Here is an 11916-nt window from a genome sequence, read left to right as displayed (position 1 = left end):
CGTCAATCGGCTGATGCCGTAGGCGGAATCGGCCCGGGTTGGGGGTTTCCCCCGCCCGGGCCGATTCCGCGACCATCGAGAGTCTGGTGTGTGAGAGATGTTGCGAGTCATAGTCCGCCGCCTGCTACAGCTGGTGGTGACGCTGATAGCCCTGTCGGCGCTGATCTTCGTCTGGTTGCGGAACCTGCCCGGCGGCCCGGTCGACGCGCTGCTCGGTGAACGGGCGACCCCCGAGACCAGGGCTCTGCTGACCAAGGCGCTCGGTTACGACCAGCCGATCCTCGTGCAGTACGGCAAGTTCATGCAGCGGATCCTCACCGGTGACCTCGGCAACTCGATCCGTACCGGTGACCCGGTCACCGAGGTCATCGGCCGGGCCTTCCCGGCCACCGTGGAGCTCGCCCTCACGGCGATGCTCATCGCGGTTGGGCTGGGCGTCCCACTGGGTTATCTCGCCGCCCGCTGGCGCGGCCGGATCCTCGACCACCTGACGGTGGTGGGCACGCTGCTCGGCGTCTCGATCCCGATCTTCTTCCTGGGCTATCTGCTCAAGGACGTCTTCACCCAGAACATCCACTGGTTCCCGCCGTCCGGCCGGGTCAGCATCGGGTTGGACAACACCAACATCACCGGCTTCTTCGTCCTGGACAGCCTGCTCACCCGGGAGTTCGACGCCACCGCCGACGCGCTCTGGCACCTGATCCTCCCGGCGTTCACGCTCGCCACGATCCCGCTGGCGGTCATCGTCCGGATGACCCGGGCCAGCGTGCTGGACGTGCTCAACGAGGACTACGTACGCACGGCGGAAGCCAAGGGCCTGCGGAACCGCACCGTCCGTGGCCGGCACATCCTGCGAAACGCGCTCCTGCCGGTGGTCACCACCATCGGTCTCCAGACCGGCGCGCTGTTGTCCGGCGCGGTCCTCACCGAGAAGGTCTACAACTGGGGTGGTCTCGGCACGCTGATCACCGACTCGATCACCGGCAGCCGCGACTACCCGATCCTCCAGGCGCTGATCCTGCTGTCCGCGCTGGTCTTCGTGGTGGTCAATCTCCTGGTGGACCTCTCCTACGCCTTCATCGACCCCAGGGTGCGTGTGCGATGACCGAACCAAACACGCAGGCCGGCATCCCTGCTCCCCGTAGCGACAAGGAGCAGGCGTCCGACGCGGGCCGCACCCGTCTCAGTGACCGCAAGAAGGCCCGCCTCGACGAACTGGCCCAGTCCACCGCCGCCCCCGGCGGCGTGAGCCTGCTCCGCGACGCGTTTCGTCGGCTGCGCCGCAACCCGGCCGCCATCGTGGGCGCCACCATCATCGCGCTCTTCGTGTTGGTGGCGATCTTCGCGCCGTTGATCGCCCCGCACGACCCGGTGCAGCGCTTCGACGAGCTGACTGACGTCCTTACGCCCAACAACATCGCCGGGCCCATGGACGGCTTCCCCCTCGGTTCGGACGAGCTGGGCCGGGACCTGCTGTCCCGCCTGGTCTACGGCAGCCGGCAGACCCTCTTCGTCGGCGTCCTCGCCACCCTCATCGGGCTCGCCATCGGCGTGCTGTTCGGTGCGATCGCCGGCGCCGTCGGCGGTTGGGTGGACAACATCCTCATGCGGATCACCGACGTGATGCTGGCCCTGCCCGCCCTGCTGCTGGCGATCACCCTGGTCGCCCTGGCCAGCAAGTCGAGCCAGTGGACGGTCATCATGGCGGTGGCCATCGTCAACGTGCCGATCTTCGCCCGGCTGCTGCGCGGCTCGATGCTCGCCCAGCGGGAGAGCGACCACGTGCTGGCCGCGCGGGCGTTGGGCGTCAAGCAGCGCAGCATCGTGCTGCGGCACATGCTGCCCAACGCCATGACCGCGGTAATCGTGCAGGCGACGCTGACGCTCTCCGTCGCGATCATCGAGGCCGCGTCGCTTTCGTTCCTCGGCCTCGGCGACCCCGATCGGGACCGGGCCGAGTGGGGCGCGATGCTCGGCGACGCCGGTGTGCGCTACTTCGAGGTACGCCCGGAACTGGCCTACTACCCGGCGTTGGCGATCATCGTGGTCGCGCTCGGCTTCACCCTGTTCGGTGAGGCGATGCGCGAGGCCATCGACCCGAAGAACCGGCGGTGATCGCGGTGTGCCCGATCAGCAAGGACCACAGCAGTAAGGAAGTGACCCGATGAGCCTGCTCGACGTGCGTGACCTGAGCGTCGTGTTCCAGCGGCGCGGCGAGCGACCCTTCAACGCCGTCGACAAGGTCAGCTTCACGGTGGAGCCGGGGCAGACCGTCGGCCTGGTCGGCGAGTCCGGCTGCGGCAAGAGCGTGACCAGCCTCGCCATCATGGGTCTGCTGCCCAAGCGCGGCAACAGGGTCAGTGGAGAGGTGCTGTTCGACGGCGCGGACCTGCTGAAGCTGCGACCGGGCGACATGCGTGACCGGCGCGGCCGGGACATCGGCATGATCTTCCAGGACCCGCTGTCGTCGCTGAACCCGGTCATCCCGATCGGTGTGCAGGTGGCCGAGGTGCTGGAACGCCACCAGGGCCGGGACCGTAAGCAGGCGCTGCGGGAGGCACGGGACCTGCTCGACGCGGTCGGCATCCCCGACCCGCAGCGGCGGCTCAGCGAGTACCCGCACCAGATCTCCGGCGGCATGCGCCAGCGCGCCCTGATCGCCATCGCGTTGGCCTGCAAGCCCCGGTTGCTGATCGCCGACGAGCCCACCACCGCGCTCGACGTGACCATCCAGGCGCAGATCCTCACGCTGCTCAAGCAGTTGGTGGACGAGAGCGGCACCGCGCTGATCATGATCACGCACGACCTGGGCGTGGTGGCCGGGCTCTGCGACACGGTCAACGTGCTCTACGGGGGCAAGGTGATCGAGCGGGCGCGGCGGCACGAGCTGTTCGCGCACGCCCGGCACCCGTACACCCACGGGCTGCTCAACTCGGTGCCGCGGCTGGACTCCCCGCGCGGCGAGCGACTGCACGCGATCCGCGGGTCGGTCGCCGACAACATCCCGTGGACCGAGGGGTGTGCGTTCGCGCCGCGCTGCGACCACGTCGTGGACGCGTGCCTGGAAGGGCCCCCGCCGCTCGAACCCACCGCCACCGGCGGCGACCTGCGCTGCAACAACCCCGTCTCTGAGGAGGTGGCGGTCCGATGACCGACGAGACCCCTGCGCTGATCGAGCTGCGCGATGTCAAGGTCCACTTCCCGATCAAGAGCGGCCTGCTCTTCGACCGGACCGTCGGGTACGTCTACGCGGTCGACGGCGTGTCGCTGAGCATCCGCAAGGGCCAGACGTACGGGCTGGTGGGCGAGTCCGGCTGCGGCAAGTCGACCCTCGGCCGTGGCCTGCTGCGGCTCGTCGAGCCCACCGACGGCGAGATCGTGTTCGACGGCACCGACGTACGCGCCCTTGAGGGCGAGGCCATGCGGCGGGCCCGTCGCCGCATGCAGATGATCTTCCAGGACCCGCTGTCCAGCCTCGACCCCCGGCAGTCGGTGGAGTCGCTGCTGGTGGAGGGCCTGAAGGCGCACGGGTTGGCCGGCGACAAGGCCGAGACGAACCGGCGACTGCGCGAGACGCTGGAGGCGGTGGGCCTGCCCGCGTCCGCCCTCAGCAAGTACCCGCACGAGTTCTCCGGCGGTCAGCGCCAGCGCATCGGCATCGCTCGGGCCCTGGTGCTCAACCCGGACCTGATCGTCGCCGACGAGCCGGTCTCCGCACTCGACGTGTCGATCCAGGCGCAGGTGCTCAACCTGCTCGAGGATCTGCAGAACGAGCGCGGCCTGACGTACCTGATCATCGCGCACGACCTGGCGGTGGTCCGGCACATCGCCGACACCGTGGGCGTCATGTACCTCGGCGGTCTGGTCGAGGAGGCGTCCAGCGACGACCTGTACCGCGAGCCGATGCACCCTTACACCCGGGCGCTGATGTCCGCGGTGCCGGTGCCCGACCCGGTCGTCGAGGACCGCCGCGAGCGCATCCTGCTCGCCGGTGACCTGCCCTCGCCCAGCAACCCGCCGACGGGCTGCCGCTTCCACACCCGGTGCCCGTGGGCGCAGCCGACCCGCTGCGCGAGCGAGCGACCGGAGCTGCGGGACGTGGTCGGCGGGCACCGGGTGGCCTGCCACTTCGCCGAGGACATCGCCGCCGGTCGGATCCGCCCGCACGAGGTCGAGGTGGAGCTGGTCCGCCCGACCGACGGCACCGGCCCGGTCGACCCGCCCGGCGAGCTGATCCCCACCCCGTGACACGGTCAGGGGCCGTCCGTCACGGACGGCCCCTGACCGGCGTACGGGCTGTCAGCCCTCGGGGCGGTTCAGCAGGGCAACCGCCACGGCGTGCACCGCGTCCAGCCCTGCCGGATCGGGCAGCGCGACCAGCCCGCCGGTCACCACGTACCACTCGTCCGCGTCCTTGTACTGCACCCGCAGCGTGACCTTGCCGTCCGCGTACTCGGTGCGCAGGGTCAGCTCCCCGGTGACGACGCCGACCTCGTCGGTCATCACCCCACCCGGGCCGGGCACGATGTCGGCGGTCCGGCTCTGCGGGGCACTGGCGCCGGTCGAGTCCGCGACCATGCCGGCCCCCGGCACCGCGGCCGGGGTGTCGCCGGTGCCGTCCGCGGTCATCCCGGCCGCGGACGGGGCCGTGTCCGCGTTCGCCTTGGCCTCTGTCGCAGGTTCCTCGCTCATCAGCAGCCCTCCAGCATGTCGGTCAGCGCGGATTTCTCGGCACTGGTCACCGTCAGCTTCCAGTAGTGCTTCACCGTCACCCAGTCCTTGGCGTACTGGCACCAGTACGACCGGTTCGCCGGCTTCCACTGGGACGGATCCTGGTCACCCTTTGCCCGATTGGAGGACGCGGAAACCGCGATGAGCTGCGGACGTGTGGTGTCGTTGGCGAAGTCGCCACGCTTGGCGTTGTCCCACTCGTCGGCGCCGGAGCGCCACGCGTTGGCCAACGGCACCGTGTGGTCGATGTCCACCTGGGAGGGATCGGTCGCGCTGCGGCCGTCGTACACGCTCTCCCAGCGACCCCCGACCACGTTGCAGCCGGAGAGTTTCACGTCCTTGCCGTCGCGTTGCAGGATCGAGTCCCGCACGTCGCAGTTCTTGCCGGTGTCCCGCCAGTGTGGGAAGCGCTCCCGGCTGTAGCCCTTCATCGAGCCAGCGGTGGCGACGGTCAACTGGCCCAACTGTTCGACGGCGTTACCGCCGCCACCCGGCGTCGGCGTGGTCTCCGCCTCCTCGGGTGGGACGCAGCCGGCCATGACGAGCGCCAGCGCCGCGACGAGCGCGGCCATCGACGCACGCGGTCCTGATCTGGTACGCACAGACGACACCTCTCCAGCTTGCGGGCTCCCGGCGCTTGCGCACAGTACCCGGGGACGGTTTCGGCGTTTCGTGGCGTCTCCCACAATGTGCAAGCAAGATTGGTGGGATGACCTCCTCCGTACCGTCGCCCGCACTGCGGATGGGCACCGCCGCCGGCCGGGGAACCCTGCTCGCCGCGGTGCTCGCCTCCGGCATGGTCTTCCTGGACACCACGGTCGTCAACGTGGCGTTGCCGAAACTCGGCCAGGACCTCGGGGCCAACGTCGCCGATCTTCAGTGGACCATCAACGGGTATCTGTTGACGCTCGCGGCGTTCGTGCTGCTCGGCGGGTCGCTCGGGGACCGCTTCGGTCGGCGGCGGGTGTTCCTCATTGGCGTGTTCTGGTTCACCGCCGCGTCGGTGCTGTGCGGGCTCGCCCAGGGCACCGGCACCCTCATCGCGGCCCGGATCGTGCAGGGCGCGGGCGGAGCGCTCCTCACGCCCGGTTCGCTCTCGGTGCTCCAGGCCAGCTTCCACCCCGACGACCGGGGTCGGGCGATCGGCGCGTGGGCCGGACTGTCCGGAGTGTCCACGGCGTTGGGGCCGTTCATCGGCGGCTGGCTGATCGACACCCTCTCGTGGCGGTGGATCTTCTTCCTCAACCTGCCGATCGCCGTCCTGGTCGTGCTGGCCGCGCTGCGTTGGGTGCCGGAGAGTCGCGACGAGAACGCCTCCCGCACCCACGGGCCGGGCCGTACGCGCCGCCGCTTCGACGTGGCCGGGGCGGTGCTCGGCGCACTGGCGCTCGCCGGCGTCACGTACGCCCTGATCGACGCGCCCGCTCGCGGCTTCGCCTCGGCGCCGGTGGTGATCGCCGCGCTGGTCGGTGTGGTGGCCGCGGTGACCTTCGTGCTGCTGGAACGGCGGCGCGGGGACACCGCGATGCTGCCCACCGGGCTGTTCAGCAGCCGGCTCTTCGCCGTCCTGAACGTCTTCACCGTGGTGGTCTACGCCGCGCTCGGCGGGTTCACCTTCTTCTTCGCCGTCTACCTGCAGAACGTCGTCGAGTGGTCGGCGTTCCGGACCGGGATCGCGCTGCTGCCGATGACGGTGCTGCTGCTCGTCGGCTCGGCCCGGGCCGGTGCGATGTCGGCCCGGATCGGTCCCCGGCTGCCACTGGCCGTGGGCCCGGTGATCGCCGCCATCGGCCTGCTGCTGCTGCGCGGCGTCGGCCCAGGCGCGTCCTACTGGACCGACGTGCTGCCCGGGGTGCTGCTCTTCGGCCTCGGACTGACCCTGGTGGTGGCGCCGCTGACCGCGTCGGTGCTCGCGGCCGTGCAGGATCGGTTCTCCGGGGTTGCGAGCGGCTTCAACAACGCCGCGTCCCGGGCCGGTGGTCTGCTCGCCGTGGCCGCGCTGCCGCTGCTGGTGGGCCTGTCCGGTGGCGGCTACGAGCAGAAGGCCGAGCTGACCGACGCGTTCCGGGCAGCGCTGGCCTGGTGCGCGGGGCTACTGCTGGCCGGCGCGGTGCTGGCCCTCGTGCTGGTGCACCGGCCACCCCGGGAGGCCCCACCGTCGCAGCCCTGCCACTCGATGCCCGCCGCCACGCCCCCGCGATGAGCAACGCCCCGATGTAAGGAAGGGCCCCTTGTTAGCGCCTAGGCGCTAACAAGGGGCCCTTCCTTACATCTCAGCGGCGGGCGCGGTTGACGGCGCTGGTGACCGCCTTGATCGAGGCCGTCACGATGTTGGCGTCGGTGCCGACACCCCAGACCGTCCGACCGTCCACCTCACACTCCACGTACGCGGCGGCCTGCGCGTCACCGCCGGAGGACAGCGCGTGCTCGTGGTAGTCGAGCACCCGGACGCCCACGCCGACCGCCTGGAGCGCGTTGACGTACGCGTCGATGGGGCCGTTGCCGATCGCGGTGAGCGACCGCCGCTCGCCACCGACACCGACCTGGGCCTCGATCTCGACCTTGCCGTCGGCGGTGCCGATCGTGTAGCCGGTGAACCGGACCGCCGGATCCGGCTGGTGGTCGAGCAGGTAGTGCGTCGCGAAGATCTCCCACATGGCGGCCGGGTCGACCTCGCCGCCGTCGTGGTCGGTGACCTGCTGCACGACGCCGGAGAACTCGATCTGGAGCCGGCGCGGCAGGTCGAGCTGGTGCTCGCTCTTCATGATGTACGCGACGCCGCCCTTGCCGGACTGCGAGTTGACCCGGATGACCGCCTCGTAGGTGCGGCCCAGGTCCTTCGGGTCGATGGGCAGGTACGGGACCGCCCAGGTGTGCTCGTCGACCGGTACACCGGCGGCCTTCGCGTCGGCGGCCAGGGCCTCGAAGCCCTTCTTGATGGCGTCCTGGTGGGAGCCGGAGAACGCCGTGTAGACCAGGTCACCCGCGTACGGGTGGCGCTCGTGCACCGGCAGTTGGTTGCAGTACTCGACCGCCCGGCGGATCTCGTCGATGTGCGAGAAGTCGATCATCGGGTCGATGCCCTGGGAGAAGAGGTTGAGCCCCAGCGTCACCAGGTCCACGTTGCCGGTGCGCTCGCCGTTGCCGAACAGGCAGCCCTCGATGCGGTCCGCGCCCGCCAGCAGGCCCAGCTCGGCGGCGGCCACACCGGTGCCCCGGTCGTTGTGCGGGTGCAGGCTCAGCACGACGCTGTCGCGGCGCGGCAGGTGCCGGTGCATCCACTCGATCGAGTCCGCGTACACGTTCGGGGTGGCCATCTCGACGGTGGCCGGCAGGTTGATGATCAGCGGGCGGTCGGGCGTCGGGTCGATCACGTCGATGACCTTGCTGCAGACCTCCAGCGCGTACTCCAGCTCGGTGCCCGTGTACGACTCCGGCGAGTACTCGTAGAAGATCTCGGTGTCCGGGGTGTGGATCTCCGCGTACTTCTGGCAGAGCCGCGCGCCAGTGGTGGCGATGTCGGCGATGCCGTCGCGGTCCAGACCGAAGACCACCCGCCGCTGGAGCGTCGAGGTCGAGTTGTAGAAGTGCACGATGGCCCGCTTCGCGCCGCGCAGCGACTCGAAGGTCCGTTCGATCAGGTGCTCCCGGCACTGCGTGAGCACCTGGATGGTGACGTCGTCCGGGATCATGTCCTGCTCGATGAGCTGCCGGACGAAGTCGAAGTCGGTCTGGCTGGCCGACGGGAAGCCGACCTCGATCTCCTTGTAGCCCATCTGCACCAGCAGCTGGAACATCCGCCGCTTGCGCTCGGGCGACATCGGGTCGATCAGCGCCTGGTTGCCGTCGCGCAGGTCCACCGCGCACCAGCGCGGCGCGGCGTCGACGGTGCGGGTGGGCCAGCTGCGGTCCGGCAGGTCGACCCGGAACTGCTCCCGGTACGGCTGGTAGCGGTGGTACGGCATCCGGCTGGGGCGTTGCCGGGCGATCGGATCGGTCTCGGCGTCGGTGACAGGTTGAGCCATCTCGGAGTGCTCCCTGGGAACATGTGGCGTCAGCAGATCGGAAGGTGTCGGCGGATTGCCGGGCGGCGGTGCGCGGCGGTGCCGAGAGGAAACTCAGATGTGCTGGACGGCGCGATGCGACTCCGCGACGAGGTGCCGGCCGGTCAGGCCTCGTCGCGGCGGCTAAGAAGAAGAAGCGCCCGCCACATGACCAGGTCACCCTACGTGATGGAACGGGGGGTGCAAAGGCTGGTCCGGACTATGGGATCGATGTCATGGTCGGCTCCGGGGCCTGGGAACCCAGCCTGGGCGTCCGTTCGGTCCAGGTCACGGCGGGCACGATCGCCACTGCGAGCAGCACGAAGATCGCTGCCGTCGGTAACCAACCCCACCCGCCGGTGCTGACCGCGAGCGCGGTCAACCCGGCCGGGGCGATCAGGTACTGCACCTGCTCGCCGAGCCGCAGCGCCCCCACGTACGCGCCGCGTTGGTCGGTTGGCGGCAGGGTGGCGGTGAACCCCCAGGCGCCCGCCGACTGGATCAGCTCGGCCAGGATCAGCAGGATCGCGGCGGCCACCAGCACCACGACGGTGAGCAGCCCCCGGGTGATCCCGGAGATCGGCAGGACCAGGCAGGAGACGGCGATCAGCAGACCCCCACGACGGGAGGCCCGCGCCGCGCCGCCAGCGGTGTCGGCGCCCCGGCTGACGCGTACCTGGAGCAGCACGATCAGGAGCGTGTTGAGCAGAACCAGGGCGGCGATCACCGTCTTCGGGGCGTCGGTGTGGGTGAGGATCCAGAGCGGCAGCACGGTCAGATAGAGCACCCCGTGCGCGGTGAGCAGCCCGGACAGCAGGGACACCGCCATGAACGGCCGGTCCCGCAGCACCGCCAGCCGACCCATCGGCTCGGTCGGGCGGGCCACCGGCGGCAGCTTGGGCAGTCGCCGCACGAACAGGGCCGTGACCAGGAAGACCGCCGAGATGAACCAGACCATCCCCCGGTACGCCTCGATCGTGTCCACCGCCAGCACCAGGCCGCTGATCACCGCGCCCAGCCCGAAACCCACGTTCAACGACGACCGCTGGTACGCCATCGCGGTGACCCGTTCGGCCGGCGGGAGCGCGTTGATCGAGTAGACCTGGCGGGCCACGCCGGTCGACGCGTCCACCATTGCCAGCGCCACCACCACGGCGAGGAAGCTCGCGAAGCCGCCCACGAACGGGTACGACGCGAAGAGCGCCGCGTCCAGCACCAGCCCGACCACCCAGACCCGCTGCGGCCCGAACCGGTCGGTGAGCCCGCCCAGCGGCACCGTGCCGAGTAGCGACACCCCCGCCGAGATGGACAGGCCCAGGCCGACCTGGGCGGCGCTGAGCCCCAGCGCGCGGGTGAAGAAGACGGCGCTGCCGGCGTGGAACAGGCCGCTGCCGACGGCGTAGACCATGGCCTGCACGGCCAACGCGCGGGTCAACCCGGCCGGCGGTACGACGTTCACGACGGCGGTACGAATGCTCTCTCTGGCCCCCATGGGCGGGAAGTGAACCGGGTGCCCACAACGGCGGTCGAGCCTTTTAGGCTGAACCGAATCCTGCTCCCGGGGGAGGGCGTGTGTCCGAGCTGCGGTTCAGTCTGGCCGACGTGGCGGGCGTGCGGCTCGCCGTGTCGCCGGCCAACGAGACGGTCATGAGCATGTGGGCGCTGGCCAGCCCGGTCCGCTATGCGGTGCACCTGCCCTGGATCGACCGTGCTCGGGTGACCCTGCGTCGTCCCGAGGTCGCCGCCCGGGTCCGACCCCTGACGGAGCTGACCTGGCGCGGTTGCCCGTTGCCCGACTTCATCACCCCGGCCGCCCGCCCGAACGTGGAGGTGGCCGACCAGCTCGACCAGATCGCCGCGACGCCGCCGGCCGTGGTCGTCCAGGACCTGCTGTCGACCATCGGGCGACGACCGCTGAGCTCGTTCGGGCAGGCGCTGCTCGCCGACCCCCGCGGGCTGTTGCCGCAGCTCGTCGACGCGATGCGGGTCTGGTACGACGAGGCGATCGCCCCGGACTGGTCGCGGATGCGGGCGCTGCTCGACGCCGACGTGGCGTACCGCGCCGCCCAGCTCGCCGAGAGCGGCGCCGGTCGGTTCTTCGAGCAGCTCCACCCGAGCCTGCGTTGGCTCGGCGACCGGGTGGTCAGCGACGACCCGTTCGAGCGCGACTTCGACCTGCGGGACCGGGGGTTGGCGCTGAACCCGACGGTGTTCTCCGAGCGGCGGGTGCTGTGGAACCTGCTGGAGGACTCGCTGCCGGCGGCCGCGTATCCGGTCCGGGCGGTCGGGACGCTCTGGGAGACGGCCGCGCCGCCGCCCGGCGACCCGTTGGCCCGGGTGGTCGGCTCCGGCCGGGCCGCGCTGCTGTACCTGCTCGACACCGCGTCCACCACCACCGACCTGGCCCGACGTACCGGGATGTCCGCCGGGAACGTCTCGGCGCACCTGACCGCGCTGCACGCCGCCGGCCTGGTCGACCGCGCTCGACAGGGTCGGCACGTCCTCTACCGCAACACCGACGCGGCTGCGGTGCTGCTCCGCGCCAGTCGGGGCGGCTGACGTCAGGGTCGGCCCGCCTCGGCTCGGCCGCCCTCCGGGAACAGCGCTAGGCGAGCAACAGATCGACGACCGGGCGGCGGTGCCGCAGGCCGGTCTCGCTGGCGCGCAGCTCCGCCGGCAGGGCGAACGGGTCGCCGAGTCGCCCGACGGCGGCGACCACCAGCGGTCGGATGCCGCCGGGCAGGTCGAGTTCGGTGGCGAGGCCGGCCCGGTCGAACCGGGTGAGCTGGCGTACGTGCAGGCCCAGGGCGGTGGCCTGCAGAGTCAGGTGGGCGATCGCCTGACCGAGGTCGTACGCGGCCCGCTCGGTGTCGCCGCCGGTGTGCGCGCCGACGACCAGGGTCGCGGCGTGCCGGGCCCAGCACTGGTCGCCGTCCGGGAGGTTGATCAGGATGCGCTTGAAGTTGTCGTCGTCCCGGTGCCCGAGGGCGAACCGCCAGGGCTGCCCGTTGTCCGTCGACGGTGCCCACCGCGCGGCCTCCAGCAGCGATGCCGCCTCCTGCGGCGTCAGGGTGGCGCTCGGGTCGAAGGCCCTGGGGCTCCAGCGGAAGGCGAGGAGAGGGGTCAGGTCAGCCATGCCGGC

11 protein-coding genes are annotated in these 11916 nt (G+C 70.8%); 6 read left to right on the top strand and 5 right to left on the bottom strand.

Going from position 1 to position 11916, the window contains the following annotated elements; translation table 11 throughout:
- Window positions 1-97: 97 nt before the first annotated feature.
- Genes AB0I89_RS28080 through AB0I89_RS28065 form a run of 4 tightly spaced genes read left to right on the top strand, consistent with a single transcriptional unit; the run spans window position 98 to window position 4248 of the window.
- Complete coding sequence (locus tag AB0I89_RS28080) at window positions 98-1105, top strand: ABC transporter permease (protein WP_357132901.1); 1008 nt, start codon at window positions 98-100, stop codon at window positions 1103-1105.
- The gene (locus AB0I89_RS28075; RefSeq protein WP_357132899.1) at window positions 1102-2115 is read left to right on the top strand and encodes an ABC transporter permease; all 1014 of its coding nucleotides are present in this window, start codon (window positions 1102-1104) and stop codon (window positions 2113-2115) included. The genes AB0I89_RS28080 and AB0I89_RS28075 overlap by 4 nt, the downstream gene beginning before the upstream one ends.
- A gap of 49 nt (window positions 2116-2164) precedes the next feature.
- Complete coding sequence (locus tag AB0I89_RS28070; protein WP_357132897.1) at window positions 2165-3151, top strand: ABC transporter ATP-binding protein; 987 nt, start codon at window positions 2165-2167, stop codon at window positions 3149-3151.
- The gene (locus AB0I89_RS28065) at window positions 3148-4248 is read left to right on the top strand and encodes an ABC transporter ATP-binding protein (RefSeq protein WP_357132895.1); all 1101 of its coding nucleotides are present in this window, start codon (window positions 3148-3150) and stop codon (window positions 4246-4248) included. Before AB0I89_RS28070 ends, AB0I89_RS28065 begins: the two co-directional genes overlap by 4 nt.
- 51 nt (window positions 4249-4299) lie before the next feature.
- On the opposite strand, the gene AB0I89_RS28060 is transcribed toward AB0I89_RS28065, so the two are convergent.
- Entirely contained in the window at window positions 4300-4692 is a 393-nt protein-coding gene (locus tag AB0I89_RS28060; RefSeq protein ID WP_357132893.1) for a hypothetical protein, read from the bottom strand.
- Entirely contained in the window at window positions 4692-5303 is a 612-nt protein-coding gene (locus AB0I89_RS28055; RefSeq protein WP_357132971.1) for an HNH endonuclease family protein, read from the bottom strand. Before AB0I89_RS28055 ends, AB0I89_RS28060 begins: the two co-directional genes overlap by 1 nt.
- Before the next feature lie 137 nt (window positions 5304-5440).
- On the opposite strand from AB0I89_RS28055, the gene AB0I89_RS28050 reads away from it, so the two are divergent.
- The gene (locus AB0I89_RS28050) at window positions 5441-6934 is read left to right on the top strand and encodes an MFS transporter (RefSeq protein WP_357132891.1); all 1494 of its coding nucleotides are present in this window, start codon (window positions 5441-5443) and stop codon (window positions 6932-6934) included.
- Window positions 6935-7004: 70 nt separating this feature from the next.
- Here AB0I89_RS28050 and leuA read toward each other — a convergent pair whose 3' ends face one another.
- Window positions 7005-8756, bottom strand: coding sequence for a 2-isopropylmalate synthase (gene leuA, locus AB0I89_RS28045; RefSeq protein WP_357132889.1), 1752 nt, complete (start codon window positions 8754-8756; stop codon window positions 7005-7007).
- A 238-nt stretch (window positions 8757-8994) separates the two neighbouring features.
- A complete protein-coding gene (locus tag AB0I89_RS28040; RefSeq protein WP_357132887.1) occupies window positions 8995-10266 on the bottom strand; it encodes an MFS transporter in 1272 nt (423 codons plus the stop codon).
- Between the two features lie 80 nt (window positions 10267-10346).
- Between AB0I89_RS28040 and AB0I89_RS28035 the strand changes: the two genes are divergently transcribed.
- A complete protein-coding gene (locus AB0I89_RS28035) occupies window positions 10347-11333 on the top strand; it encodes a MarR family transcriptional regulator (RefSeq protein ID WP_357132885.1) in 987 nt (328 codons plus the stop codon).
- A gap of 46 nt (window positions 11334-11379) precedes the next feature.
- Here the strand turns inward: AB0I89_RS28035 and AB0I89_RS28030 are convergent, their stop codons facing one another.
- On the bottom strand, window positions 11380-11910 hold the full coding sequence (locus AB0I89_RS28030; RefSeq protein ID WP_357132883.1) for a nitroreductase family protein: 531 nt from the start codon (window positions 11908-11910) through the stop codon (window positions 11380-11382).
- Window positions 11911-11916: the final 6 nt, after the last annotated feature.

The organism is Micromonospora sp. NPDC049801 (genome assembly GCF_040656575.1).
GTDB lineage: Bacteria > Actinomycetota > Actinomycetes > Mycobacteriales > Micromonosporaceae > Micromonospora.
The sequence above is the reverse complement of the archived record's forward strand: the minus strand, read 5'-3'. Positions and strand labels throughout refer to the sequence as shown.

Excerpts from the sequence above, each read along its gene's own strand:
- AB0I89_RS28080 (WP_357132901.1), top strand. The coding sequence starts at position 98 with ATGTTGCGAGTCATAGTCCGCCGCCTGCTACAGCTGGTGGTGACGCTG.
- AB0I89_RS28075 (WP_357132899.1), top strand. The coding sequence starts at position 1,102 with ATGACCGAACCAAACACGCAGGCCGGCATCCCTGCTCCCCGTAGCGAC.
- AB0I89_RS28070 (WP_357132897.1), top strand. The coding sequence starts at position 2,165 with ATGAGCCTGCTCGACGTGCGTGACCTGAGCGTCGTGTTCCAGCGGCGC.
- AB0I89_RS28065 (WP_357132895.1), top strand. The coding sequence starts at position 3,148 with ATGACCGACGAGACCCCTGCGCTGATCGAGCTGCGCGATGTCAAGGTC.
- AB0I89_RS28060 (WP_357132893.1), bottom strand. The coding sequence starts at position 4,692 with ATGAGCGAGGAACCTGCGACAGAGGCCAAGGCGAACGCGGACACGGCC.
- AB0I89_RS28055 (WP_357132971.1), bottom strand. The coding sequence starts at position 5,303 with ATGGCCGCGCTCGTCGCGGCGCTGGCGCTCGTCATGGCCGGCTGCGTC.
- AB0I89_RS28050 (WP_357132891.1), top strand. The coding sequence starts at position 5,441 with ATGACCTCCTCCGTACCGTCGCCCGCACTGCGGATGGGCACCGCCGCC.
- leuA (WP_357132889.1), bottom strand. The coding sequence starts at position 8,756 with ATGGCTCAACCTGTCACCGACGCCGAGACCGATCCGATCGCCCGGCAA.
- AB0I89_RS28040 (WP_357132887.1), bottom strand. The coding sequence starts at position 10,266 with ATGGGGGCCAGAGAGAGCATTCGTACCGCCGTCGTGAACGTCGTACCG.
- AB0I89_RS28030 (WP_357132883.1), bottom strand. The coding sequence starts at position 11,910 with ATGGCTGACCTGACCCCTCTCCTCGCCTTCCGCTGGAGCCCCAGGGCC.